The organism is Pseudoalteromonas sp. CNAT2-18.1, from assembly GCF_022347865.1.
GTDB classification, from domain to species: domain Bacteria; phylum Pseudomonadota; class Gammaproteobacteria; order Enterobacterales; family Alteromonadaceae; genus Pseudoalteromonas; species Pseudoalteromonas ruthenica.
The window spans coordinates 449956-474867 of record NZ_JAKRFR010000003.1; the positions used below are offsets into that span (position 1 = coordinate 449956).

A 24912-nucleotide genomic window follows, 5' to 3' on the forward strand; every position below is an offset into this window, starting at 1 on the left:
CAATGAGAGGCTTTTTTATGACTGGCGATAAAGCTGCCAAGCATTATCGTGCATAAGTTTGTGCTTTTGCGGCAACACCATATCGGCGTACCCCTGCCACACCTGATGGTAACTTTGCTGCATTAAACACAGGGGAAAGTTACTGGCGAGCATCACCCGTTCAGCGCCCAGCGCGTTAATACAACATTTAATAACCTGCTGCTGCCACTGCACTGACTTATGTGGATACAACATTTCCCAGCCACTGCATTTGATCAAGATGTTGTCACAGCTACGCAATAACGCTAGGTTGTCTTGCCATAATGACCACCCATCCACACTCACTAAGCCACAATGATTAATGACTATGTTGATAGTCGGCACAGCAGTAGCCAACTCAATAAGACGTTTACATAATTGGTTATCAGCAAGTGTAAATTGCGCCTCAAAAAGAAGCCCTTGCTCTGCTAACAGCGCGGCGTTGTCGATGCAATGGGGGTTAAGTAATCGCGCTCCATCTGCGCCTTCGGTGATATCACGAATACCACGCAATAGGGGGTGTTGTAACTTAGCTAATGCCTCAGCAAAATCAGCAGGGGCCAGGTCAATCCCGGCATGACTAATGGCGGCCCCAGTAAATCCCGTGGCAGCCAACCACTGTAGCTCTCGAGCGGGTTCAGCATTGTCAAAACCGGCTTCAATATGCACCGCGCCGCAGTGTTGCAACGGCTCCTTAAGGTGCAAATCCTGTTGCTTAAAATTGCGCGTAATAGCCTGTTTTTGCGGCCAAAATGGCGGTCCTTTGCGCCTTAACCAGTGATAGTCACCCCGGCTAAGGTCAAACAAGTGCACATGAGGGTCAAACAGGCGTTGCGACATTTACTGGGCCGTGTAACCACCGTCGATCACCTGCAGTGATCCGGTGATAAACCCAGCTTCATCGCTGGCTAAAAATGCCACTAGGCTCGCCACTTCATGGGCTTGCCCGAGTCGCCCCAACGGCTGCATCGCTGACTCCTGCGCCACCACTTCTTCTTTGTTAGCGCCACTGCGCTGGCAGTAGTTGTCGATGGCATTGTGGAATAACGGCGTTTCTATGGTACCTGGACACACCGCATTGGCCCGAATGCCAAACTCGGCGTAATCCAGTGCTGTGGTTTTCGCCATCGAAGCCAATGCAGATTTCGATAGGCTGTAGGCGAAGGAGTTGCGCTTACCCACCAGTGCTTGGTCAGAAGAGATATAAACAATCGCCCCTTTATTAGCGCTGCGCATACTGGGCAGCACGGCTTGGGTCGCCGCATAAGCACCTTTTATGTTGAGCGCGATAACTTCATCCAGCAGCGCTTCATCGGTCTGCTCTATGGTGGCGCTGCGATGAATTCCCGCATTGCATACCAACACATCAACCCCTTGCTCACGCTCGCATATCTCTGCAATGATCGCTTTTACGCTAGGCACATCGCGCATATCACAATGGCGATACTCGCCTTGCTCCGACGTGACAATATCCAAGTTATAGACGCGATACCCTTGCGCTAATAACTTTTCGACAATGGCCAGACCAATTCCTTTACTACCACCGGTTACAATAGCGATTTCACTCATATTCATTTACGCCTTGATGTACTGTAATCCCCATACTAGCATCAGCGCCAAATAAAAATATAGGAATTGAGATTATGACCTTTCGTATTGATATGAAAGTACGCGATTACGAATGTGATATTCAAGGAATTGTTAACAACAGTGTTTATTTCAACTACTTAGAGCATGCTCGTCACGAGTTTTTACTCGCTCAAGGGGTTGATTTTGCTGCGCTTGCGAGAGATAAAATCAACTTGGTGGTGCTGCGTAGCGAGCTGGATTACAAAGCATCGCTTACGCCGGGGGATCATTTCTACGTTACCGTAGAGGTTGTGCGCGAAAGCCGCTTAAAATTTGCGTTTGTGCAAAATGTTTATCGTAGTGCTGACGACAAAGTGGCCCTACAGGCCAAAGTGATAGGGACGGCGGTGAATGCCAAAGGTCGCCCTTTTGTTGCCAAAGAACTGGAAACGCTAATCGCTTAAGGTGTGGTGCGCTTAAAGGTGAGCACATGCTCGCCGCTCAGCGTCATTTGACGCTCGCCAAGGCGCACAATCGGCGCTGACTTCAACGTCGCCAATAGTGCTTGCTCTGTGCCTGTCAATGCGGTGTTACATTGTTTATAGGTCATTCCCAGATTAGTGACTTCTAAGCGTTGCTCGCGAATATTGCTGGCGGCAAAGAAGTCATTGCAACCGGAAAAGCCATTTAGCTGCAAAGCATCAATAAAGCTGAGTGAGGCTTGATGATGGCGCACATCTTGACCGTCAACGGACATAAGCTGCCAGTCATGGTACTTCGCTGCATCCGCTAGCTGCTCGTCAGTTGATGCACAACCGCTCAACGCTAAAACCATAGCCATCGCAAAGACTTGTTTTGCTCTCACCTATTACACCTTACGCTTATTCTTAGCCACGTCCGTAGTGGGTATTAACTATCGCGCTAATGCTAATGCAAAGCAACGTATAATGCACTGCTTTAACTAAAAGAAAGCGATATAAATCATAAGAGTTAACTTTCTTTTTACAGTCTTACACGCTTTGATATAAAGTTACTTACAGGCTAACACTAAGGCGAAACTCCATGATCATTAAACATTCTTTTCGAACGGCTTTATGTGCCGCTATCATAGCTACCTTAAGTGGCTGTGGGGGTGGCAGTGACGATACTACATCCCCAGGCCCTAGCCCCGATACAGGTTGGGTAGCCGGTGTTTTTGCTGACTCCGAACAATTTAAAGGCCAATGCGCTGCGCTAGACCAAAAGTACTGGCTGCGCTCATGGAGTAATGAAACTTACCTTTGGTACGATGAAATTGAAGACCGCGATCCCGCGTCCATCACCGATGTCATTGACTACTTCAATGTACTGAAAACGAATGACGTCACCGCGTCCGGTGCGCCCAAAGATAACTTTCACTTTAGCCTGCCCACCGATGAATGGGAGCAACAACAGCAAAGTGGCAGTGTGTTAGGCTATGGTTTTAACTTTCGCGTTGTCAAGGCGACTCCTCCGCGCGAGGTCGTGGTGACCTACAGCGAGCCGAATACTGATGCGAGCACCCAAGGCATTGAGCGAGGTTGGCAAATCGCCGCTGTAAATGGCGTGGATGTTGTCAATAGCGACAATGTCGACGCCATTAACGCCGCCTTATTCCCCACGCAAACAGGAGTTGAAACACAGTTTACCTTCACCCTGCGCGGCTCCAACCAGCAACAGCGTATTACCTTAGATTCGGCGCAATTCATCCAAGACCCAGTAATGAAGGTGGGCACACTCAGTACCGGCACTGGCAATGTTGGTTATATGCAGTTTAATGATCACAATGCACCTGCCGAGCGTCAGCTGGTTGATGCGGTTAATCAACTCGCCAGCGCCAATATTTCTGACTTGGTGGTTGATATGCGCTACAACGGTGGTGGCTTTCTCGCCATGGCGGCTCAACTTGGGTATATGATTGCAGGTAGCAATAACACCAATGGGGTGATATTCGAGCAAACTATTTTTAATGATAAAAACCCAGACACAAACCCGGTAACTGGCGATCCCTTAACCCCCTTTCCTTTTATTGACGAATACATTGGCTTCGATCCCGACTCCGGGATCAGCGCGGGCACAGCCTTGCCAAGTCTTAATTTGAACCGTGTATTCGTGCTCACCACCAGCAATACGTGCTCCGCCAGCGAAGCGTTAATTAACGGCTTACGGGGTATCCCCGATAGCCGTAACTTTGAGGTGGTGCTCATTGGCGATGGCACCTGTGGCAAGCCTTATGGCTTTTACCCTACCGATAATTGCGATACCACCTTTTTCACCATTCAATTTACTGGCGTCAATGACAAAGGGTTTGGTGAATATGCCGATGGCTTTGCGCCGCAGAATATTACTAATACCGAGCGCGCGCCAGTGCTTGTGCAAGGCTGCGCTGTAGCCGATGACTTTAATCATTTACTCGGCGATCGTAATGAGGCCTTGCTCAGTGCAGCTCTTGGCTACCGCGCGACCGGTAACTGCCCTGCAGCAAGCACTTTAGCTGGCTTAAAAGGTTATGCTGTTAGCAATGCTGCGGCTAATTCAGGAGCAGCTGCCATCGGCGATAACCGCACGCACAGCAAGTTGCAAAACAACCGGATAATGACGCCAGTGATAAAGGACTAACGGCTATGACTCTTAAAAAAATCACAACCCTGTTGGCGTCAATGCTGTTTATCACCAGTACCGGTTGCAATAGCACCAGCGACTCGCAGCTCAAGCAAACCCTACTGGTCAATGCCGCAGACGAGCAAGTCGCTGAGATTATCAGTCGCATCCTTGACGCTGATAAGGTGCGCCTCAGTGGCGGCGTGTTCACTCAGCAAAGCTCATTGGTACTAAGCCATCCCAATGTGGTCGATAGCCAAGGCAACCCTATCATGGGCAAACAAATCACCATGCCCGATCGCTTTATGCTTATGCGCGATGAAGACCAGTGTTATATCCATCACCTTAATAGCGACACCCTAGTCGCGGCGCCACAGCTGCAATGCCAGTAACAACAAAAAAGGCCAGCGCATAGGCTGGCCTTTTTTGTATCCAGTTAAGCTACTTCACTTCAACTCTTGATGAGCGCATCACGACTTCATCATTAAGCTCAATGCCAATGCCTGGCGCTTCACTGACCTTAAACTTGCCATTCACTGGCTGCGGGTCTTGAATACACAGCTCGCGGTTCCACTTTTTAATGGCATAGGTGTGATGCTCGTGAATTAAAAAGTTCGGAATCGCACTTTCTAGATGCAAGGACGCCGCCGTAGCTACTGGCCCGCCACACACATGCGCTTGAATACGCACATCGAAGATATCGGCATAGTCACAGACTTTTTTAGTCTCGGTAAAGCCACCGCACAAACCAATATCCGGTTGCAGTACGTCAATACTTTGATCTTCAAGATAAGGGCGTACACCCCAGCGGTTATATAAACGCTCACCACCGGCGATGGGCACGGCGACTTTGTCTGCCACCTTTGCATGCAAAGAATGGTTGAGATAATTCACCGGCTCTTCGTAGTACATACAATCGAATTCTTCAGCGATTTCACCAATCTGAATTGCCGATGTTGCTCCGGGCAGGCTATGACATTCAAAAATAATATCCACCTCGTCCCCCACCGCTTCACGAATGGCTTGCATCCGCGCGCGGTACAGTTTCATCTCGCCACGGTCGATGATCTTAGTGCGATCGTAGTAAGTGTTCCCTTGTTTATCGTATTGAATTGGGTCCACTTTCACAGCATCGTAGCCTTGCGCCACCGCCTTAAGTGCGGCTTCAGCATACTCTTGCGGCTGTACTAAGGCCTTAAATTCGCTGTCCCAGTCAAACTGTAACTGCGACGCATAAGTACGCAGTTCATCATTCACCTTGCCGCCCAATAATTGGTATACAGGTAAGCCCAAAGCTTTACCCTTGATATCCCAAAGCGCGGTATCTATCGCACTCATGGCGGCGTAGACCACCGGCCCACCACCGAGCCCCCAAAAACTCTCACGCAGCATCCGCGACCATAACAGTTCCGTTTGGAATGGGTCATGACCGATTAAAAATGCATCCGCCATTTCTTTAATCATCGCTGCTGCAGCACTGTGCCCCAAGTCATAAGCCAAGCCTGCTTCACCTACACCACTGATCCCCTCATCGGTGTGAATACGCACAAATACGGGTGTCCAAGCTGGGCGCTCTGGGCAGTGAATATCAAATATTTCTACACGATTTACTTTCATGGCTTATCCTTGTTATTCAGCAAAGCTAGGGTCAAGACGATATGCTTTACGAAGCATAGCTGGCCACGCTTTTTGCCCGCCAGTGCTGCCGCTGTGGACCACATTCGCTTGATTATAAATATTATCGATAATAGCCTGAGGCACAGGCGTAGGTGGCTGATTCATACTTTGAATGGCCACTTGAATTTCACACGCCCGCTGCAAGTCATAGAAACGCATAAAGGCATCGCCCACCGTTGGCCCGACGGTTAACCCGCCATGATTCACTAACAACATATGGTTAGTAGTGCCTAAGTCTTGTTGTAAGCGCCGCTTTTCCTCGTCATTCACTGCCAACCCCTCGTATTCGTGGTACGACAATGATGGCAATGAGAACATAGAGTGCTGGCTGTAAGGCTGCAGGCCACCCTTAACACTGGCTACAGCGATGGTTTCTTTGGTATGCAAGTGGATTACACAGTGGGCATCATCGCGCACTTCGTGAATGGCGCTATGAATAGTAAAACCCGCTGGGTTTATTTGATGGGGCGTGTCGTCAAGAATATCGCCTTGCAGATTCACCTTCACTAAATTAGAGGCAGTCACCTCATCGAAGCTCAAGCCAAATGCATTCACCAAGTACTCATCAGTGCCGGGAATACGCGCCGACATATGGGTGTAAATTAAATCGCCCCAACGCATATGCTCAACCAAGCGATAACACGCCGCCAAATCAACGCGTAAACGCCACTCCTGATCACTGACCTTATCGCGTACGCTTAACGGGGGTAATGTCGGGATCACACTCATGAGTTACTCCACTTAAAATAGATGTATAGAAGTCTAAACACTTCTAGGGTGTCATTCAATAAAAAAAGCCACCGCAGGCAAACCTACGATGGCTTTTTTAAAATAATGACCTTATTTTACGTTGGCAAGGTATTCGGCAATGGCTTCAAACTCCGCATCACTGATGTTCATTACCATGGCTTTCATCGCCGCCGACATGCCATTGTTGCGCTTGCCAGACTTAATATCTTTCATTTGCGCTACCATATACTCTTTGTTCTGCCCTGCTAGTTTAGGATACAAAGGCATGATCGGTGCTTTACCATCGGCGCCGTGGCAAGTGTGGCAGTTTTTCTCGGTGTAGAGCGCTTTGCCATCGGCAGCATGAACATTCATAGTTAATGCCGATAATGCTAAGGCACCAGTTCCCACAAGGACTTTTGTTAGTTTTTTCATAGTAGTTACTCTTATGTTGACGGTAGATAAAATGTTAACAATGAGTGTAGACCCATGTTCTTAAACCTAGCAACTAAGAATTAACCTACACTGAGTGCCACCGACTACTGTACTCGTGCCGTCGCCTTTGACTACCAGATTAGATCATCAGGTACTTCGTAGTCTGCGTACGGATCGTCCTCGTCTTTTTGGTCGTCCTCATTTTCCACATGGAAAACAATATATTTTTCATCGACCTCGGCTATTTTACGAGCAGGCTCATCTTGCAGCACATAAAACTGGCCTTCTAATACGCAAATGGCTAAGCGCCCTTTTGCCAGCGCCTGCTGGGTTTGTGCATTAACATCGATTTCTTTAATTTTATTGTCGTAGGTGAAGTTGAAAGTAAGCTCACCGCGAATCTCATCTTGATTGTGATGTTCAAGAATTTGTTTTACCCGTGCAACCTGCTCTCGCTCTTTAAGCTCCTGTTTACGCTGCTCATTTAGCTGATTAGCTTTTTCTTGCTGCGCTTGTTTGGTTTGCTCAATGTGCTTTTGCAAATCACTTTGGTCGCTAGTGGCGCCTTTTTTCTTCTTTTTCTTTTGTGCTTTACGCTTTTCCGACTTGGCCAGTTTAGCTTTGTGCTCGTTGGTTAGCCCGGCTTTAAGAAGCTGATCTTGTAATGACCCCATAACTATCACTTGTAAAATACGAACTGAATAAGGTTATTTTACTCATCATTTTCGGAAATGACAGTAACAGAAGTGATTGCGAGAAACTTTGACTAAGCGCAAGCCAAGGTTTGCCCCTGAACTTATGATACACTGATGCTGCAGCTACTCATTTTATGTACTTGGGTTTATGTCTTATTGGTTGTTACTGACCTGCTCGGTCTTTACTTTTTTTATTCTTTACGCCGTACAACCCCTTTTGGCGCTGTTCGCACAGCATTATCAAGTATCCCCGGCCATTGCTGGCTCGCTCATGACCCTGACCATGGCTCCTTTGGCCATTGCTCCTTTACTTTATGGTGTCATTCTCAACCGTCGCAACCTATACCGGGTGCTCCAAATAGTGATGGTCACGCTCGCCTTAACCAACGCCTTGGTACCACTCACCGAGCAATTTTGGCAGTTGCAAGCGCTGCGATTAATTCAAGGTTTGGCACTGCCCGCCGCACTCACCGCGATGACGGCCAGTATTGCGATACGCTACCAAGGCGCAGATGTGAGCAAAAAAATGAGTGGTTATATTGGCAGTACCATTGCTGGTGGCTTTTTAGGTCGCGCCTTAGCAGCTGGATTCGCTGAGTATCTCAGCTGGCAAAGCTTTTTTTGGCTTAATTCACTGTTATTGTTGGCACTCGCTGCATGCATTCGCGCCCATCGGGCGCCCATACGCCAAGCCCATACACCACTGCGGGGTAACCTTAGCGCACTGTTAAATACGCGCATACTTACGCTTTACGCCAGTGTTTTTTGTATGTTTTTCTGTTTTGCAGCGCTGTTGAATTATTTGCCCTTTATTTTGCGCAGTACCTACGCCATGACCAATACCAAAAATATTGGTTTAGTTTATAGCGGTTACCTATTAGGAGCGTTAACGACCTTTGTTACTCCCTATTTGCAAAAACGCTGTGCGAATATTTTCAGTTTATTGGCCACGGTATTTTTAGGCTACAGCGCCACCATTGCGCTGATGTTTTGGCATAGTTTGCCGGTTTTCCTCGTTGCCTTTACCTGTTTTTGTGCATCGATGTTTATTATTCATGCCACCGCGGCTCCGCTAGTAAACCGCCTCAGCAGCGCCAGCGCCAGCCTCACCAATGGAGTGTATGTGTCTTTTTACTACAGCGGCGGCGCACTGGGCTCGTTTGTTCCTGGGTTGTTGTATCAAGCCTACGGTGAGCGTGCTTTTTTAGGGTGTTTACTACTTGTGTGTCTATGTGGCTACTTACTCATCGCCGTGCCACAACGTTTGGGAACCGACAAAACCTGCACTTGATGCTGCCAATGCCTGAACAGACGCAGTAAGTCCTGCTTGGCCACCAGCCAAGTATAACGATTGTCAAAAGGATGGCAGTGATAAAGCGTACCAGGTGGAGTGTTCTGCCAAATGGCCTCATCTAGCCATAATTCGACCTGATTTTCAGGGTCATTCATCAATGCCAACATTGATACACACCCGGGGTGTACGCCTAAATAACGCTGTAACCGTTCATTCGATGCAAAGCCAAGACGCGATACTTGCTGCGCTTTAGAAAGCGCTTTGAGATCCACCTGCGCGTCATGGGCGGTGATCAGTAAAAAATGCCGGCGGCCATAGTTGTCTCGTAAAAATAGATTTTTTAGCCTCACTCCGGGGCGCTCTAGGGCAATGTTGTCGGCCGTTTGTGCCGTGGCTAAGGGCGGGTGAGAGAGCTTCTCACAAGTGATATCCAAAGCCGTAAAAAGCGTCTCCAGCGCTGCAATAGCTCGACTCATTACAGGCACTCACCACGCAACTGCACACTTAAATCACGCCATAGCACTTGTGTTATTTCATAGTCACCGGGGCAATACTGGCGCTCATCGAGCTCTTTTTTTAGGGCTGCGGCACCTTGATCTTCAAGTTGCAGCTTCAGCACCCGCGATTCTTCGAAGTACTCTTTTTCAGCATAACGTTCAAACTCACGGCGAGTGATGGGCTCATCCGGGTCGAGCATTTCTCTGCGGCTGGCTTTGACAGTAATAACATAGGCGAATATTTTCTGCCCTTGCTCTGTGGTTTTGCCGTAAAACTGCTGTGACTGCACCTCATATTCGGGTTCATCATAAGATGATGAGCAGGCCGTTAAAGCGCAATAAAACAAGGCCACCGTGATTAATTTATACATGATAAAGACATTCTTATTATTAACTTTCCCTACTGTATCAAAGCCCCCGCGCTTTGGGGAGCGTATTGTCACGAAGCGACAGCCCACACCTTAGTGCGTGCATCAGATAAAGATAATGTTTAGGTTTGCGTGATTTTTTTTGATGCGGTACTTGACCTTGAAAGTAAAATTAATAAAATACCAAACGCCTTAACGGACAAGCCACTTTTTAGTGGGGCTATAGCTCAGCTGGGAGAGCGCCTGCCTTGCACGCAGGAGGTCAGCAGTTCGATCCTGCTTAGCTCCACCATTTCCTTCTTGTTTTATTACTTTCTTAGTCTGGCATCCAAGCCCATCCCCCGGCTCGGTATCCTTACCTCGCGTTCAAAACTAAAAAAGCAGTACTTTTTTCGAGCGTTTTTCACCCTGCTTAGCTCCACCATTTCCTTCTTGTTTTATTATTTTCTTAGTCTGGCATCCAAGCCCATCCCCCGGCTCGGTATCCCTACCTCGCGTTCAAAACTAAAAAAGCGGTGCTTTTTTCGAGCGTTTTTCACCCTGCTTAGCTCCACCATTTCCTTTCTTTTTTATTACTTTTATAGTCTGGCATCCAAGCCCATCCCCCGGCTCGGTATCCTTACCTCGCGTTCAAAACTAAAAAAGCAGTGCTTTTTTCGAGCGTTTTTCACCCTGCTTAGCTCCACCATTTCCTTCTTGTTTTATTATTTTCTTAGTCTGGCATCCAAGCCCATCCCCCGGCTCGGTATCCTTACCTCACGCTCAAAAAAAAGCCACCCAATAAAGGTGGATGGCTTGGAAAGCGATTCATTTCTCAATGCATATAAATATCAGTAAAACCCCAGACAAAAACCTAGCGTTTTTGATCGAAAAGCCCTCTAAAGTACGCCATCAGCTAGGAATTTTCCGTAGGCTGCATACGCTCTAGATGTAAGATGGGCATTATCCCAAATAAGAGGCTCTCGCTTTTCATCAAACAAGTGACAAGTTTCCTTCTGATAATCACAGAAGAAGTGCTTCTTATCTATCCACTTGATAGTTCCTTGCTGCTTCACTGCACTTTTAAGCTTGTCACTAATACGCACACGATCCCATCGTTGATACTTATATGTGATTTCTGGCAGTTTCTGAAGATCCATATCAGAGCGCCAAGCTTTTATAGATAAAGATGCTAAGTCAGTAAAAAGAATTGAACCCACCAAAGTAACTTCCTTTTGATAAGAACTCTCAATATATCGCGCCAAATCAAACCCTGCTTGGTATGTACTTTCCTGCCACTTAGCTGTGATAACTACATTTGTAGCTTGTTTTAACAGTTCACCTGCAATTACGTCCTTATTCTTACATTTTATGCCAAGTTCACCTTCCATATCTGCCGCAATGAAGTCAGCCATACACTCGTCGTCTAAATAGATGTAGCGAACTTGCCAGTGACTAGCGATGGTTGACATCGACATATACGCATCATTTCCAAAAGAATCTCCTAGCAGTAGAATTTTAGAACACCCGTCCTCACAGTCGAATGGCTGATCGCTAGGAAAATAACGCTCTCTAAGCTTCAAGATACGAGTACGCTCTAATTCGACATCAACGAGCATTTCCATACCAGCGCTTTCTAGCTTATTTACATAGAAACTTCTGAAGCCATTTGTTTTATGAATCAGCAGACCCACGGAGCTAAACAATAATAAGCATACCGACGAAGTGGCGATCAGCCTAAAAGGCTTAATATTGCGATACTTTCTTATTGGCTTTTCCACATACAAATATGAAGCAATTGATAGCAAAAAAACAGGAGGGATAAGCATCAGCTTATAGTAAATTTTCTCATCAACCAGATTGTCGAAATATATATCAATTGAGGAGAAAAGAGGGTTATGAAATAAGTATAACCCGTAACTTATTAACCCTATTTTAACAAGAACAGTATTACTAAGAATTTTTTTACAGAAATATGTATGACCACTAATAGTAATGAGAATTGCTGACGCGAGCACTGGAACTAGCGTAAAAAGGCTAGGATGTAGAGTTTTTTTATCAAAGAAAAAGAAACTGGCTATTATTATTACTAGACAAGCAATCGCTATAATCTCTAAGTTCTTGCTATTGCGTTTACTATCAAGGTATTTAGAAAACGCATTACAAGACATAAAAAACGCGCAAATTGAACCGGCGATTAACTCCCAGGCTCTCGTATGTATTGAGTAAAATGTTAGGTTAGGTGATGTGACCGCGCCTGAGTGTGCGAAATAAAGACTGAATGAAGCAATTAGAAAAAAGGAAGTAATAATCATACGTCTTGACTTGGATAGCATGATCATCAGTAAGGGGAAAATTAGATAAAACTGCTCTTCAACTGCTAAGCTCCAAGTATGCAATAGCGGGGCGTTATTGTTAAATTGGTTGAAGTAGTCTGTTTCTAAATAAAAGAAATAGTTAGATAGGAAAAAGCTAACTGCAACAATGCTTTGTCCCACATCCTTTATCTGCGATGGTATTAAAAAGAAAAAAGCTAGGGGAAGGGTAATTAATATCGTAATAAAAAGAGGAGGAAGAATTCTCTTCGCACGTCTTTCATAGAAGCTATATAAGGAGAAGCTACCATTATCCAACTCTCTCATTATTATTGAAGTAATTAAGAAACCACTAATAACAAAAAAAACATCAACACCAATGAAGCCCCCACTAATAGCAGAAACCCCAGCATGATATATAATTACCGACATGACGGAAATAGCCCTCAGGCCATCTATTTCAGGTCTATACTTCAAAACTTCACTTCTATTCAAGAAAATACCAACTGGGAAAGGTAACGTTTTAGAAGTTAATTTTCAACCTATTTAAAACACCGCAAACATTTAAAAAAAAACAATTATAAAAGCAAATAAATAACAATTTATAAACATAAAAATAATATCAAGAAGCATCACTCTGAAAGACCACATGATGATTATCGACTATAAAAAAGCACTTTGAAGAAAATGGGGAAAACAATTGGTGTGTACAATTTTTATCACAACCATCCTTTTTGTCTGGCGATACGCGCTGCATCACTGCGATTGGAGGCATTTAACTTACTAATCGCTTCACTGAGATAATTGCGTACCGTGCCTTCGCTTAAATAGAGCTGCGCGGCGATATCACTGGTTTTTAGCCCTTCTTCGGTGAGCTTAAGTGCGGCACTCTCTTTACGACTTAGGGGGTTATTATCCTCCAGCGCTAACAATGCCAACTCTGGGTCGATAACTTTTTGCCCTTGATGGACTTTCTTTAATGCATCGATTAGATAATCACTGGACGCTTCTTTGAGAATAAATCCGCGTACACCCGCATCCAATGCGCGGCGAATATAACCAGATTTAGAAAATGTTGTCATAATCACGATTTGGATACCTTCATGGGTGACTTGCTCGGCCAGCTCCAAGCCACTCATATTGGGCATTTCGATATCGCTGAGTAGTAAATCAGCCCGTACTTCAGTCAATAATGTGAGCGCTGATTGGCCGTCACTGGCTTCACCAACCACTTCAATAAAAGGGTCTAAATTGAGTAAAGCAACAATGGCATTACGCACTAGCGCCTGATCTTCTATAACAACAACGCGTATCATCGCCGCCCCCTTATTTTAAAAATGTGCATGTTAAACGTACGCCCTGCTCAGTGTTGATATCGAGTTCACCACCTAACTGCTCACAGCGTGTTTGAATGCCCTTAAGTCCATTGCCAAAAGAGACGTTCGTTTCTTTGCCATTATCGAACATACTCGCTTGCCAATAGCTATCAGTCTCTTTGAACTCAACCCCAAAGTGAGTCGCCTTGCTATGGCGTATAACATTGGTTGCCGCTTCTTTGCAGATAAAGCACAGTGCACTCTCAATCGTGCTCGGCAAACGTGGCACCGGCCCAACATGGCATTGAATGTTCTGGCTTTGCAAATTTTTAGTAATGGTCTCTAACACTCCACCTAGGCCCATTTGCTTCATCCCCGCCACCGCCTGGCGCACTTCGCTGAGTAAGTCCCGAGCCAACTGACTTACCTCGTTTATCTCGACGCTGGCTCGCTCACTTTCTTTGGCATCAAGCATTTTTTGCGCGAGCTCTGATTTTAAGGCAATACTTGATAGCGAATGCCCTAGTAAGTCATGGAGATCGCGAGCGATGCGCTCACGCTCAGCCACCGCGCCAATATGCTCAATTTGTTGCTCGCTACGTGCTTTAGCTCGTGCATGCTGACGCTCGCGGCGCTCAAAGACACCAAAAAAGAAAATACCAATACTAACTACCACCGCCGGAAGCAAGTAATAACCGAGCTGCACCGGGGCAAAGACCACGCCACTTAGGGTCGCGCCCAGTAAAATAATCACTAACGCAGCTTTCCCTTGCCAACCAATAAAGTGAAAACCACATAAAAACGCGATAAAACCAAATAATGCCTGGCTTCCAGGGGTGATAGCCGTTGCTGCAATACACAGCACCAGCATGGCAATCACACAGGCAACCAGCTTGCTCCCTTTAACCCGAAGAGCGAAGCCATACAGCCCGACAAAAACAATGTAAGCGACGATGGCTAACGCGATCTGTGCCGACGAAAAATAATCGCTCGCCATGATTAAAGGTAAAAAGTAAAAACTTGAGAAAATCAGTGGCATCCAGTTCCAAAAAGGCTTCTGGTTTTGTGCGATAGTGTAGGAGTAAAGCATATAACGGTTTTCCTGTGGCCTTTAACTCATAGAGCGACCATGACGCTGTATGAGCTAGTAAATAACAAGCGGCGGTGGTTATCAATACCACCGCGCTGATGGGCTTGTGCTCATAATCTACTGATTTTTAGCGATGAGCATTTTCGCCCAGCCATAATCAGGGTTCACTTGCAGCGCCTGCTGCCAGTCGGCTAAGGCTTGCTCGCCATGGCCAAGCTCCTTTTGTGTTAGCCCACGCCATGTGTAGGTTTCTGCCTCTCCCCACCCATAGCGAGTGTCCTGTTGCTGAGAGAACAATAACACTGCTTTATTAAAATCACGCAAGGCCTGTTGTTTTGAACCGCCAAACATGGACGGGGTGTTATAAGCACTAACACCTTTTATAAGGTGTACACGCGGACTATTAGGTGCAAGACGCTCTGCTTGGGACAATAACTTACCAGCTTTAGGCCCGTAGTACGCCCCTTTGAGAGGGTTAAAGGTGATTTTGAAGCCATACACTTGGGCTAGCAAAGCTTTGGCCTCGCCTAGTTCGGTATCTGACAAAGGCTCAGCTAGAAGTTGCTCTAAGCTCTGCTGCGCCATCTCCAGGCTTTGCTGCGCCGCCTGCTGTTGTGCTTGCAAGTACTGACTCATACTCAAGCGGTAATAGGCCAAGCCTTGCTCGTAACCCTGGGCTGATTGACTATGTAAGCGTAGCTCTTGTATATCTAGAGTGGCTGCTGCTTGCTCAATGTGTTGCACATCGGTTGAGCTGGCAAAGGTCGAAGTGGTCACGGCGCTGATAAGTGCCAAAGCGATAATGGTTATTTTCATGATGTCTCTCCTGTTGTTTGGACATCTTTATCATTGCTTATTTACCATCCGCTGCGCAGTCACCTTTGTCATCAATAGCAGATGACATTTGTCAGCACCTGCTTTGTTACATAGCTCATGGTATGCTGGCAAAAAAACAGCCTTTGACGCGCTATGAGCTCTCACAAACAAAGCTTATTCTTTTTGCATACAGCGGTTCTACTGTTTGGTGGCACCGCCTTATTCGCCAAGTTAATTCACCTGCCTGCGTTAGATATCACTGTATATCGCACCGCAATCGCAGCCTTTGCCTTAGTTATCATGCTCGGTGCAATGCGCCAGCCCATCGCTCTAAGAAGCACCAAAGACTACCTTATTGCACTGGCACTCGGTGCCATCGTTGGCGTGCATTGGGTAACCTATTTTGCAGGAATGCAGCTAGCCGGGATCACCATCGGCATTATCGCGTTTTTTAGTTATCCGGTTCTAACCGTTATGATTGAACCGCTTTTTCATCGCGCTTTGCCCAAGCTTAAGGATATGATCAGTGCCATTGCCGTCAGTGTCGGAATTTACTTACTCATACCAGAAGCAACACTGGGAAATGATGTCACTTTGGGCATAGCGACCGGGGTGTTTTCTGCATTATGCTTTGCCCTTCGTAATATTTTGCAGCGCCAGTACTTCAACCACTATGGCGGCCCGCAAACCATGTTTTATCAAACCTTGGTCGCCAGTCTAATGCTGTGTGCCTTTGTTGAGGTTCCCCCCATGGCCGTTACGCAGCGTGATATTGCTCTGCTGTTTTTGGTCGCCATTGTATTTACAGCCACTCCCCATGCATTGTTTGCCGCCTCGTTGCGCCAACTCAGTGCAACAACGGCTGGGCTTATCTCTTGCTTACAGCCCCTCTATGCCACCATTTTGGCCTTTATTTTATTGCAAGAGCGTCCAGACATCGCCACGCTGATAGGCGGTATGCTGGTTGTCAGTGCTGCATTTTTTGAGACTTGGTCAGTATCTCGACAATCGCGATAAATGCCCTTGATAAATTGATTGCCATCAACAAAGATAGCAATGACCCTGCTAGACGGACTGATAAGAAATGAAAGTATTTGCTCATCGCGGTGCCAGCGGTAACTACCCGGAAAATACGCAAATCGCCATAGAAAGTGCCCTTTCTGTGGGCGTCGATGGTATAGAAGTCGACCTACAAAGCTGCCTTGATGACTATGTCATCATTCATGATACCTGGCTTGATAGAACCACCTCAGGTCAAGGTAAGGTCAATAAAACCCCTTTAGCAGACATTCAACGTTATGATGCCGGCCAAGGACAGCGCGTGCCGGGGCTGCAAGACATGATCGACTGGATAGGGAATAAGACCCTACTGAACCTAGAACTTAAACACACATTCTCACTCGATAAGCTCGTTGCTACCCTTGAGCACAATGTACAACAGGGTTTATTACAGCGAGAGCAGCTTATTGTCTCTTCTTTTGATCACCATCAACTCGTATGGTTGAAGCAACATCTACCTTGGGTGAAAATTGGGGCGCTGACTTCCTCTATCCCGCTCAACTATGCTGAGTTTGCTCAACGCTTGCATGCGTATAGCTTGCACTTAGACAAAAACTTCGTAAACCACGAGTTTGTCGCCGATGCGAAACAGCGCGGGCTCGAGGTCTATGCTTATACTGTAGATAAGAAAGAAGATATCCTTGATATGCGAGCACTGGGAGTTGATGGTATTTTCACCAATTACCCATGCAATACTAAGATGATTTTAGCGAATGATGCCTAGCTAGGCGCTTACTTCATCGCTAAACACTTGAAAATCTTTTGCTTTATACAATACTGAGCATGTATACATTGACGTCTACTCAGGCAAACGGAGCCCTCATCAATGAGTTGGTTTATGCGCATGTACAATTATATTGAAGAAACATTTTTTTATACGCTAACTCGTAAAATTGTTGGCAACCTTAGCTTTTTGTTTGCTTTACAGTTACTTACTTTAGTTTGGCTGTACCGCGAACTGAGCGCTCAAGAACAAGGTTTGGCGCTGTTTGCGGTGATCTCGCTATTAGTCGTCGGTGGTTTTATTTTTACGGTGTTCTATATGCGCCATTTAATTGTGCGCCCTGTGCAAGCGATGCGCGATACGTTAGAGCAAATCAATCAACAGGATGCCAACTTAAATGCGCGATTACCCCAATTCACTTATGATGAATTTCGTGACTTATCAGAGCAATATAATAAGTTTGTACACCATCTAAGCGCCCTTTTAAATACCACCTATGAAGGTGCAGCCCAAGCTGCTGATAGCAATCAGCAGGTCAATTTATCCATGCAAAACACAGCTGAATTGGGAGCTCGACAATTACAATTTAGTAGTGAGATTGCAGCGAGCACCACGCAAGTCACGCATAGCCTAGAGCAAATCGTCGCCAATACGGATGCAGTGTTCAGTGACAACAGTGAGAACCTCACCTTTGTACGCACTTCATCTGAAGAGCTTAGCCAATTAGTATCGCAAATTCATAAGATCACGCAGCTATTAGGGCGATTTGCCGACACCGTTGCAGGCTTGAAAGAAAACTCAGAGAACATTCGCAGTATTTTGCAAATGGTCGAAGGGTTTGCCGATCAAACTAACCTGCTCGCCCTTAATGCAGCCATTGAAGCTGCTCGCGCCGGTGAAGCAGGCAGAGGCTTTGCTGTCGTTGCTGATGAGGTACGCTCACTGTCACTTAAAGTCAGTGATGCGACCCAGCAAATTAGCGACTTTATTAATAAAATGGGCACCTTGGTAAGCGATACTAACCAAGAGTCAGAGCAACTTATTGAGCACTCTTCAAGCGCTGAACAAGCAATCGGTAACACGGCTTCAGGCTTTAGTGAACTAGTGCAAGACTTTGAGAAAAACCAACAACAATTGCAGGATATTGTTGCAGCAGTGCATGAACTGGAGCAAACCCAGGCCAATACTCAGCAATCGGTGGAGCAAATTAAAACCTTAGGTGAAGACGCAAAAGCGCAAATAGACCAAGCCGCAGAGCAATGCGCACGCTCAGAGCACCTAACTCGCACCACTCAAAGCGAGCTAGAGCGCTTCGTAAAATAACCTTTAGAGCACAAAAAAGCCCAGCACTAAGCTGGGCTTTTTAAATCTTAGTCGTGATTAGCTACGAATTTGTCCTTCACCATTCACTAAGTATTTTTCTGTGGTCAATGACTCCAGACCCATAGGCCCGTAAGCGTGCAATTTAGTGGTTGCGATGCCGATTTCAGCGCCTAGACCTAGCTGCGAACCATCAGAGAAACGTGAGGAGGCATTTACCATCACGACTGACGCATCAACACTGCGCTGGAACAAGTTGGCAGTTTGCTCGTTTTTGGTACAAATAACTTCGGTGTGGAAGCTACCAAAGCGATCAATATGCGCCACTGCTGCATCAAAGTCAGCAACGATACGTACCGCGATTTCAAGATCAAGGTACTCTTCACCAAATTCATCATCGCCAATGACATTCGCATTGCTGAAGAACTTCGCTGCTTGAGCATCAGCATTAACACGTACACCTTTTGCTTCAAGCTCTTTTGCAGCACGAGCTAAAAACGCCTCTGCCACCTCTTGGTGCACAACTAAGCCCTCTAGCGCGTTACATACACCGGTACGTTGAGTCTTACCGTTCAGCAACAGGTTCATCGCCACATCAAGGTCTGCATCTTTATCAACATACAGGTGACACACCCCTTTAAAGTGCTGAATAACCGGTACGGTACTGTTTTCAGTCACAAAATTAATCAGCCCTTCGCCACCGCGAGGAATAATCAGGTCAATAGTGTCACGCTGCTGCATAAGATCCATCAACAGGCCACGGTCTGGATCAGGGATCACTGAGATAAGCGCCGTCGGCAAGTTGTGTTTCTCAAGCACACTGTGCAGTACACTGGCAATGGCTTTACTTGACGCTAAAGCTTCTTTACCGCCACGCAAAATAACCGCATTACCTGATTTGAAGCACAGTGCGCCAGCATCCGCTGTTACGTTTGGACGGGCTTCATAAATCATGCAAATCACCCCAAGAGGCACTCGCATTTTATTGATTTTGATACCATTGGGGCGCTCACCCAATGAACGCAACTGACCTACTGGGTCATCGAGATCGGCAATGGTTTCAATGCCCACGGCCATATCTTCAATACGCTCATCGGTCAGCGTCAAACGGTCGACCATGGCTGCAGCTAAGTTGTTGTCTCGCGCATTGGCAAGATCTGATTCGTTTTCCGCCTTAATATGCTCTTTATTGGCACGCAGTGCCTCAGCCATTTCTTTAAGTACGTTGTTTTTACTCTCTGTATCAAGCAGAGCAAGCACCTTAGCGGCTTTTGCTGCTTGAGCTGAAATATCCTTAACTAAACTCATGATTTCTCCAATACTGCAATGTCTTCGTCTGAAATAATCGGGCCGATGGAATCTTGTGCTTCATCGCTAAACTCACTGGTTTCATTCTCGGCAATAAAGTTCAGCAAACAGCTACTGTAGTTTGCTCGTGCCTTAGCCAGCTTAGTGCCGTCGTCGCTGCGCACCAAAATAGTGTCGCCAACGGAGAACTCGCCCCGAACCTCGATAATGCCTTGCGGGTTAATCTGCTCGGCGTTTTCATCTAATGGCTCGCTGAAGTCACCTTCAACAATCACCTCACCCTGCTCACTGGCGGTATGTGTACGCCAATGGACTGCCTCTTGCATTGGTTTTTCATACGGCAAGAAGATAGTGCCCGGGTTTTTACCTTCTAACAACAAGTTAAAGGTCTGCTCTTTAAAGCCATTTAGAATAAATGTGGTAATACCATGGGAAGTGGCTTTTTCTGCCGCCTCGATTTTGGTTTTCATGCCGCCGGTGCCTACAGCACTGGTAGCACACCCGGCCATGGCGTAAATAGATTCATCAATTTCACTGATCTCAGGTAACAGTACAGCGTCGGTATGCAAGTTAGGATTCTTGTCATAAAGGCCATCCACATCTGAGAAAATCATTAATGCGTCAGCATCAGCGGCCGCTGCTACCATAGCTGATAAGTTGTCGTTATCACCTACTTTCAAATCATCAGTGGTCACCGTGTCATTTTCGTTGATGACAGGAAGAACACCGTGATCAAGCAAGGTAAAAATGGTGTCGCGTACACTGGTGTAACGCTCACGGTCACGTAAATCACCGTGCGTTAGCAGAATCTGTGCTGATGGGAAATCAAAAAAGCGATCCCATGTTGCCATCATCTCCATTTGCCCAGCGGCTGCCATTGCTTTTTTAAGTGCTACAGAGCGCGGCTTATCCTCTGGGAATAAGTGTGAGCCCGCAGCCACAGAGCCTGATGACACCAAAATAACTTCAATACCTTGGGCGCGGCAACGAACAATAAACTGAGCTATGGTGAGTAAATAGCGTGAACTACAGCCATTTTGCTCGGGTGCAATTAAGGCACTGCCTACTTTGAGTACGATGCGTTGCCATTTAAAATTTTGCATTGCGATTACTTTCCTTACTAGCTTTAGCTAAGTTGCTCAAGTTTTTGCTCAGTTGCATGAAAAGTTTCTTTCACCTCGGCTGAAGGTGCCTGAGAAAGCTTACTCACCACAACGATTGCAAGTGAACTTGCGATAAATCCGGGAACAATTTCGTAAATAACACTGCTTAGCGTGCCCCCGTCACTAAGCACTGGTGCAAATATCCAGAATAAAACAGTTGCTGCGCCGACAACGATTCCGGCGAGCGCGCCTTGATGGGTTATTTTCGACCAACACAGGCTAAATAATACTAATGGGCCAAATGCGGCACCGAAACCAGCCCAGGCATTACTGACCAATGACAAAATGCTATTAGATTTGTCCAGTGCCAGTAAGGTAGCAACGAGTGCCACGGCGAAAACCCCTATCCGGCCGATTTTTACTAAGGTTTTTTGCTCTACCTCAGTTTTTGAAAAAGCACGGTATACGTCCTCGGTCAGCGAGCTTGATGACACCAACAACTGTGATGAGATGGTGCTCATGATCGCCGCCAAAATCGCGGCAAGTAAAAAGCCGCTAATCAGAGGGTGGAACAAAATTTCCGAAAAAATAACGAAAATTGTCTCTGGGTCAGCCACTTGCAAACCAAATTTGTTGGCATAAGCAACCCCAACTAAGCCTGTTCCTAGCGAACCTAAAATGGTGACTGTCATCCAGCTCATACCAATATTACGCGCCGTTTTAATATCTTTTACCGAGCGAATCGCCATAAAGCGCACAATGATATGAGGCTGGCCAAAATAACCTAATCCCCAAGCCAAGCTTGATACTATGCCCAGCAAGGTGATGCTCTGCCAAGATTCGCTAAAACTTGGAATGGATTGCTGCGCAAAATTAAGCATATCGGCACTGCCATTAAACTGCATGTAAGCCACAATCGGCACGAGTATTAATGCCACAAACATAATGCAGCCTTGGACAAAGTCGGTCATGCTCACAGCTAAAAAGCCACCTAATAAAGTGTAGGCCACAACCACCGAAACGGTAATGATTAAGCCAAGGTGGTAGCTTAAACCGAACGCCGATTCAAACAGCTTCCCGCCTGCAACTAACCCTGCCGAGGTATAGAGCGTAAAGAACAAGATGATCACCGCCGCTGAGATCACGCGAATCGGTCCTTTGCTCATGTTAAAACGCTTATCGAAGAAGTCCGGTAGCGTCAGTGCATCATCGGCCATTTCTGTGTACACCCGCAGGCGCGGTGCAACTAATAAATAATTGGCCAGTGCACCTAAAACCAAGCCCAGTGCAATCCATACGGTGTCGAAACCAGTTAAGAACATGGCTCCTGGCAAGCCCATTAGCATCCAACCACTCATATCCGATGCTCCTGCAGACAAGGCAGTCACATGAGGGCTCACTTGACGGCCACCTAGAATGTAGCCAGAAATATCACTTGTGGAATTGCGATAAGCGAACAAGCCAATGCCAAGCATGGCTAAAAAATACAATGCGAGAGAGAGATATGTATAAAAATGCATTCCTTATCCTGTTTGGCCACCCTAGGTGGACTTTGTTTTGGGCAATAAAAAGCGTCGCGATATAACAACTGGGGCGACGCTAAATTTTGCTTACGGCTTTACCTACCCAACGCTAACAAGCACAGGCATCAAGCTGTTCCAAAACCAATTAAAAGGAAAGCACTAACAGTTGTGGTTTACGCTGTGATAACAGCGGTTGCATACGACGAGGCAGGCTGAAAACCACAATTAATTAGCACTCTAATAATTTGTCTACGAACGTTATTATGCGGATTTAGATATAAAAATCAAGGTCAAAACTTAGCCATAGCCAGTATTCATGCTATTTATAGCGCATTGAAATAGCCCCTAAGCGCGTAAAAATGCACTCTAGCGATGAATACATAAAATTTTGACCTATTATGAATTTTTAGTGATCTAAGGCTCTTTTTCACTTAAAGAGTAATCAGCTTCGCTGTATCACACGTTAAAAGATGGGTAGTTATGCGTGTTTGACTGATGCAGCAAAACGTTGTCATCACGCTCTGCTTATCTCATACTGAGTTTTCATGGACAGATAATAAGGGTCTTTATGTCAGCAATTTATATTGCAGGAATTGCTTTATGTAGTGTTATTGCGCAATGGCTCGCCTGGGCCTTCCGTGTTCCCGCTATTTTATTTCTTTTACTCACTGGCTTATTACTTGGGCCAACCACCTCGTTACTTGAGCCCGACGAACTCCTTGGCGACTTACTGTTTCCAGTGGTGTCCTTATCGGTGGCGATTATTCTTTTTGAGGGCGCGCTCACGCTCCACTTTAGAGAGCTAAAGGGCATTGGTAAGGTGGTGCGCAACCTGTGTTCCATAGGCATGCTCATAACCTGTCTGGTAGTCAGCTTAAGTGCTTATTGGTTGCTTGAGCTCGATTGGCGTGTTGCAGCAGTGCTAGGCGCAGTATTGGTCGTTACCGGGCCCACGGTTATCGCGCCCCTACTTAACGCCATGCGCCCCACTCAAGACATTGACCGAGTGCTGCGCTGGGAAGGCATTGTGATTGACCCCATCGGTGCGCTCTTCGCTGTGTTAGTGTTCGAGGCGGTGATGTTAGTGGGGCAAAGCGATGTGTTTAGTCACACCTTAGGGGCATTGGTCACCACGCTGAGTGTGGGCTTTTCGCTCGGTGCTGCCGCAGGATGGTTAACAACGCAATTGATTCGTCGCGAATGGCTCCCTTATGAGCTGCATAAGTTTGGTATTCTTGCGCTAGTGCTTATCAGCTTTACCGTCTCGAACCACCTCAGTCATGAGTCTGGGCTGCTAGCGGTGACGGTATTTGGTATTTGGCTTGCGAACCAAGACGATTTGGAAATTGACTCGGTGCTTGAATTTAAAGAAGACCTGTCGATGATTCTTATCTCCAGCTTGTTTATTTTGCTGGCAGCACGCCTCAAGCTTGAAGATTTACTGGCTCTGGATGCACAAGTCTTTATCTTTTTGGCCATTGTGCTGTTTGTCGCTCGACCACTGAATATTTTAATTTCTACTTATGGCAGTGACTTGCCCGTCAAATCACGGCTGATACTGGCATGGATTGCGCCTCGCGGTATTGTTGCCGCCGCTGTCGGCTCGGTGTTTGCGCTCAGTATGGCCGATGCCGGTATTGTGGATGCCAATAAAATGGTGCCCTTAATCTTCACGGTGATAATTGTCACTGTGGTTTTAAATAGCCTCACCGCCATCCCATTAGCCAAAATGCTCGGGGTCCGCCAACCTGCTCCCTCGACCTTACTCATCATTGGTGCGAACCACGTTGCCAGAGCTATAGCCTGTGGCCTAAAAGAGCAAGATATTGATGTGCACCTCTCCGATCCGGCATGGGAAAACTGTAAAATGGCCCGTATGGATGGTTTGCCCTGCTATTATGGTAATCCGCAATCGGAACATGCCGAGCGGTATCTGCCACTAACAAGCATCAGTAAGGTGTTGGCACTGTCACCTAACCGCCATCACAACGCATTAGGGGTGCAATACTTTAGCCACCAATTTAGCGAAAACCGAGTGTTCTCACTCAAGTCATCACAAAACCACGCGAAAGCCAATAAAGACAGTGCTACTTTCCTCTCTCGACAAATTCTATTTGGCGAGAATGGTTCTTATGCCAAGCTCAGTAGCCTGATAGCCAAAGGCGGTAAGGTCAGTGCGACTCGATTAAGTGATGAATTTGACTGGCAACAATATCAAGAAGTAAATAGCGAAGCGATTCCGCTGTTTATTATCGGTAACGAAAAAGTAGTGCGTATTATTACCGCGCAAATGGAGAATCCACCAGCCAGTGGTGAGAAGGTTGTTGCTCTGCAACCACCAAAAATGTCGATGGTGAAAGATGCACAGCAAAACCCACCGACCAAGAATCCGCAATTACAGCCAACAAAAAACCCGACATAAAGTCGGGTTTTCAAATTTGGAAGCGTACGCTTAAAA

The 24912-nt window shown here is 46.4% G+C and carries 24 protein-coding genes and 1 tRNA gene; 9 read left to right on the forward strand and 16 right to left on the reverse strand.

Translation table 11 applies throughout. The features are described from left to right. Positions 1 to 15 precede the first annotated feature (15 nt). Together MHM94_RS08865 and MHM94_RS08870 are read right to left on the reverse strand one after the other, a co-directional pair. Positions 16 to 858 carry an amidohydrolase family protein gene (locus MHM94_RS08865; RefSeq protein ID WP_235419249.1) on the reverse strand — a complete coding sequence of 281 codons (843 nt, stop codon included), beginning with the start codon at positions 856 to 858 and terminating at the stop codon, positions 16 to 18. Then, positions 859 to 1587, reverse strand: coding sequence for an SDR family NAD(P)-dependent oxidoreductase (locus MHM94_RS08870; protein ID WP_045980555.1), 729 nt, complete (start codon positions 1585 to 1587; stop codon positions 859 to 861). A 74-nt stretch (positions 1588 to 1661) separates the two neighbouring features. Between MHM94_RS08870 and MHM94_RS08875 the strand changes: the two genes are divergently transcribed. Then, positions 1662 to 2051 (forward strand): acyl-CoA thioesterase, encoded by a 390-nt coding sequence (locus MHM94_RS08875; protein WP_235419248.1) that lies wholly within the window; start codon positions 1662 to 1664, stop codon positions 2049 to 2051. Here the strand turns inward: MHM94_RS08875 and MHM94_RS08880 are convergent. Continuing rightward, positions 2048 to 2452: an META domain-containing protein gene (locus MHM94_RS08880; RefSeq protein ID WP_053910063.1), complete on the reverse strand. Its 405-nt coding sequence runs from the start codon at positions 2450 to 2452 to the stop codon at positions 2048 to 2050. The genes MHM94_RS08875 and MHM94_RS08880 overlap by 4 nt on opposite strands. A 197-nt stretch (positions 2453 to 2649) precedes the next feature. Here MHM94_RS08880 and MHM94_RS08885 point away from each other — a divergent pair, with 197 nt between their 5' ends. Next, on the forward strand, positions 2650 to 4224 hold the full coding sequence (locus MHM94_RS08885; RefSeq protein ID WP_235419247.1) for a S41 family peptidase: 1575 nt from the start codon (positions 2650 to 2652) through the stop codon (positions 4222 to 4224). Positions 4225 to 4229: 5 nt separating this feature from the next. Then, positions 4230 to 4598, forward strand: a complete 369-nt coding sequence (locus tag MHM94_RS08890; protein WP_045980552.1) for a hypothetical protein — start codon at positions 4230 to 4232, stop codon at positions 4596 to 4598. A 49-nt stretch (positions 4599 to 4647) separates the two neighbouring features. Here the strand turns inward: MHM94_RS08890 and MHM94_RS08895 are convergent, their stop codons facing one another. The 4 genes from MHM94_RS08895 to MHM94_RS08910 all read right to left on the reverse strand — a co-directional run bounded on the left by MHM94_RS08895 (position 4648) and on the right by MHM94_RS08910 (position 7721). Then, positions 4648 to 5823 (reverse strand): mandelate racemase/muconate lactonizing enzyme family protein, encoded by a 1176-nt coding sequence (locus tag MHM94_RS08895; RefSeq protein ID WP_022945905.1) that lies wholly within the window; start codon positions 5821 to 5823, stop codon positions 4648 to 4650. Positions 5824 to 5835: 12 nt separating this feature from the next. After that, a complete protein-coding gene (locus MHM94_RS08900; protein WP_235419433.1) occupies positions 5836 to 6603 on the reverse strand; it encodes a class II aldolase/adducin family protein in 768 nt (255 codons plus the stop codon). 120 nt (positions 6604 to 6723) lie between these two features. Next, entirely contained in the window at positions 6724 to 7047 is a 324-nt protein-coding gene (locus MHM94_RS08905) for a cytochrome c (RefSeq protein WP_045980550.1), read from the reverse strand. Positions 7048 to 7178: 131 nt separating this feature from the next. After that, the gene (locus tag MHM94_RS08910) at positions 7179 to 7721 is read right to left on the reverse strand and encodes a DUF2058 domain-containing protein (protein ID WP_045980549.1); all 543 of its coding nucleotides are present in this window, start codon (positions 7719 to 7721) and stop codon (positions 7179 to 7181) included. 169 nt (positions 7722 to 7890) lie between these two features. Between MHM94_RS08910 and MHM94_RS08915 the strand changes: the two genes are divergently transcribed. Beyond that, positions 7891 to 9033, forward strand: a complete 1143-nt coding sequence (locus tag MHM94_RS08915; protein WP_235419246.1) for an MFS transporter — start codon at positions 7891 to 7893, stop codon at positions 9031 to 9033. On the opposite strand, the gene MHM94_RS08920 is transcribed toward MHM94_RS08915, so the two are convergent. Next, complete coding sequence (locus MHM94_RS08920) at positions 8979 to 9512, reverse strand: prolyl-tRNA synthetase associated domain-containing protein (protein WP_235419245.1); 534 nt, start codon at positions 9510 to 9512, stop codon at positions 8979 to 8981. The genes MHM94_RS08915 and MHM94_RS08920 overlap by 55 nt on opposite strands. After that, the gene (locus MHM94_RS08925; RefSeq protein ID WP_053910070.1) at positions 9512 to 9904 is read right to left on the reverse strand and encodes a hypothetical protein; all 393 of its coding nucleotides are present in this window, start codon (positions 9902 to 9904) and stop codon (positions 9512 to 9514) included. The genes MHM94_RS08920 and MHM94_RS08925 overlap by 1 nt, the downstream gene beginning before the upstream one ends. A 213-nt stretch (positions 9905 to 10117) precedes the next feature. On the opposite strand from MHM94_RS08925, the gene MHM94_RS08930 reads away from it, so the two are divergent. Further along, positions 10118 to 10193 (forward strand) — tRNA-Ala (locus tag MHM94_RS08930). 586 nt (positions 10194 to 10779) lie between these two features. Here the strand turns inward: MHM94_RS08930 and MHM94_RS08935 are convergent. The 4 genes from MHM94_RS08935 to MHM94_RS08950 all read right to left on the reverse strand — a co-directional run bounded on the left by MHM94_RS08935 (position 10780) and on the right by MHM94_RS08950 (position 15417). Then, on the reverse strand, positions 10780 to 12690 hold the full coding sequence (locus tag MHM94_RS08935) for an acyltransferase family protein (protein ID WP_235419244.1): 1911 nt from the start codon (positions 12688 to 12690) through the stop codon (positions 10780 to 10782). Between the two features lie 224 nt (positions 12691 to 12914). Continuing rightward, on the reverse strand, positions 12915 to 13511 hold the full coding sequence (locus MHM94_RS08940) for a response regulator transcription factor (protein WP_022946046.1): 597 nt from the start codon (positions 13509 to 13511) through the stop codon (positions 12915 to 12917). A 10-nt stretch (positions 13512 to 13521) separates the two neighbouring features. Further along, positions 13522 to 14601, reverse strand: coding sequence for a sensor histidine kinase (locus MHM94_RS08945; RefSeq protein WP_235419243.1), 1080 nt, complete (start codon positions 14599 to 14601; stop codon positions 13522 to 13524). 117 nt (positions 14602 to 14718) lie between these two features. Next, positions 14719 to 15417, reverse strand: a complete 699-nt coding sequence (locus MHM94_RS08950) for a tetratricopeptide repeat protein (protein ID WP_045980353.1) — start codon at positions 15415 to 15417, stop codon at positions 14719 to 14721. A 153-nt stretch (positions 15418 to 15570) separates the two neighbouring features. Between MHM94_RS08950 and MHM94_RS08955 the strand changes: the two genes are divergently transcribed. From MHM94_RS08955 to MHM94_RS08965, 3 genes are all read left to right on the forward strand, one after another. Further along, entirely contained in the window at positions 15571 to 16434 is an 864-nt protein-coding gene (locus MHM94_RS08955; RefSeq protein WP_022946043.1) for a DMT family transporter, read from the forward strand. Between the two features lie 67 nt (positions 16435 to 16501). Continuing rightward, positions 16502 to 17200, forward strand: coding sequence for a glycerophosphodiester phosphodiesterase family protein (locus tag MHM94_RS08960; protein ID WP_235419242.1), 699 nt, complete (start codon positions 16502 to 16504; stop codon positions 17198 to 17200). Positions 17201 to 17314: 114 nt separating this feature from the next. Continuing rightward, complete coding sequence (locus tag MHM94_RS08965; RefSeq protein WP_040643285.1) at positions 17315 to 18523, forward strand: methyl-accepting chemotaxis protein; 1209 nt, start codon at positions 17315 to 17317, stop codon at positions 18521 to 18523. 57 nt (positions 18524 to 18580) lie between these two features. On the opposite strand, the gene MHM94_RS08970 is transcribed toward MHM94_RS08965, so the two are convergent. Genes MHM94_RS08970 through putP form a run of 3 tightly spaced genes read right to left on the reverse strand, consistent with a single transcriptional unit; the run spans position 18581 to position 22451 of the window. Further along, the gene (locus MHM94_RS08970) at positions 18581 to 19828 is read right to left on the reverse strand and encodes a glutamate-5-semialdehyde dehydrogenase (RefSeq protein ID WP_235419241.1); all 1248 of its coding nucleotides are present in this window, start codon (positions 19826 to 19828) and stop codon (positions 18581 to 18583) included. After that, positions 19825 to 20931, reverse strand: coding sequence for a glutamate 5-kinase (gene proB / locus MHM94_RS08975; RefSeq protein WP_022946039.1), 1107 nt, complete (start codon positions 20929 to 20931; stop codon positions 19825 to 19827). The genes MHM94_RS08970 and proB overlap by 4 nt, the downstream gene beginning before the upstream one ends. A 23-nt stretch (positions 20932 to 20954) precedes the next feature. Beyond that, the gene (gene putP, locus MHM94_RS08980) at positions 20955 to 22451 is read right to left on the reverse strand and encodes a sodium/proline symporter PutP (protein ID WP_045980355.1); all 1497 of its coding nucleotides are present in this window, start codon (positions 22449 to 22451) and stop codon (positions 20955 to 20957) included. Between the two features lie 571 nt (positions 22452 to 23022). Between putP and MHM94_RS08985 the strand changes: the two genes are divergently transcribed. After that, positions 23023 to 24876, forward strand: coding sequence for a sodium:proton antiporter (locus tag MHM94_RS08985; RefSeq protein ID WP_235419240.1), 1854 nt, complete (start codon positions 23023 to 23025; stop codon positions 24874 to 24876). Positions 24877 to 24912 lie beyond the last annotated feature (36 nt).

Excerpts from the sequence above, each read along its gene's own strand:
- MHM94_RS08910 (WP_045980549.1), bottom strand. The coding sequence starts at position 7,721 with ATGGGGTCATTACAAGATCAGCTTCTTAAAGCCGGGCTAACCAACGAG.
- proB (WP_022946039.1), bottom strand. The coding sequence starts at position 20,931 with ATGCAAAATTTTAAATGGCAACGCATCGTACTCAAAGTAGGCAGTGCC.
- putP (WP_045980355.1), bottom strand. The coding sequence starts at position 22,451 with ATGCATTTTTATACATATCTCTCTCTCGCATTGTATTTTTTAGCCATG.
- MHM94_RS08955 (WP_022946043.1), top strand. The coding sequence starts at position 15,571 with ATGAGCTCTCACAAACAAAGCTTATTCTTTTTGCATACAGCGGTTCTA.
- MHM94_RS08875 (WP_235419248.1), top strand. The coding sequence starts at position 1,662 with ATGACCTTTCGTATTGATATGAAAGTACGCGATTACGAATGTGATATT.
- MHM94_RS08885 (WP_235419247.1), top strand. The coding sequence starts at position 2,650 with ATGATCATTAAACATTCTTTTCGAACGGCTTTATGTGCCGCTATCATA.
- MHM94_RS08940 (WP_022946046.1), bottom strand. The coding sequence starts at position 13,511 with ATGATACGCGTTGTTGTTATAGAAGATCAGGCGCTAGTGCGTAATGCC.
- MHM94_RS08985 (WP_235419240.1), top strand. The coding sequence starts at position 23,023 with ATGTCAGCAATTTATATTGCAGGAATTGCTTTATGTAGTGTTATTGCG.
- MHM94_RS08915 (WP_235419246.1), top strand. The coding sequence starts at position 7,891 with ATGTCTTATTGGTTGTTACTGACCTGCTCGGTCTTTACTTTTTTTATT.
- MHM94_RS08970 (WP_235419241.1), bottom strand. The coding sequence starts at position 19,828 with ATGAGTTTAGTTAAGGATATTTCAGCTCAAGCAGCAAAAGCCGCTAAG.
- MHM94_RS08950 (WP_045980353.1), bottom strand. The coding sequence starts at position 15,417 with ATGAAAATAACCATTATCGCTTTGGCACTTATCAGCGCCGTGACCACT.
- MHM94_RS08895 (WP_022945905.1), bottom strand. The coding sequence starts at position 5,823 with ATGAAAGTAAATCGTGTAGAAATATTTGATATTCACTGCCCAGAGCGC.
- MHM94_RS08925 (WP_053910070.1), bottom strand. The coding sequence starts at position 9,904 with ATGTATAAATTAATCACGGTGGCCTTGTTTTATTGCGCTTTAACGGCC.
- MHM94_RS08890 (WP_045980552.1), top strand. The coding sequence starts at position 4,230 with ATGACTCTTAAAAAAATCACAACCCTGTTGGCGTCAATGCTGTTTATC.
- MHM94_RS08960 (WP_235419242.1), top strand. The coding sequence starts at position 16,502 with ATGAAAGTATTTGCTCATCGCGGTGCCAGCGGTAACTACCCGGAAAAT.
- MHM94_RS08905 (WP_045980550.1), bottom strand. The coding sequence starts at position 7,047 with ATGAAAAAACTAACAAAAGTCCTTGTGGGAACTGGTGCCTTAGCATTA.
- MHM94_RS08865 (WP_235419249.1), bottom strand. The coding sequence starts at position 858 with ATGTCGCAACGCCTGTTTGACCCTCATGTGCACTTGTTTGACCTTAGC.
- MHM94_RS08870 (WP_045980555.1), bottom strand. The coding sequence starts at position 1,587 with ATGAGTGAAATCGCTATTGTAACCGGTGGTAGTAAAGGAATTGGTCTG.
- MHM94_RS08965 (WP_040643285.1), top strand. The coding sequence starts at position 17,315 with ATGCGCATGTACAATTATATTGAAGAAACATTTTTTTATACGCTAACT.
- MHM94_RS08920 (WP_235419245.1), bottom strand. The coding sequence starts at position 9,512 with ATGAGTCGAGCTATTGCAGCGCTGGAGACGCTTTTTACGGCTTTGGAT.
- MHM94_RS08945 (WP_235419243.1), bottom strand. The coding sequence starts at position 14,601 with ATGCTTTACTCCTACACTATCGCACAAAACCAGAAGCCTTTTTGGAAC.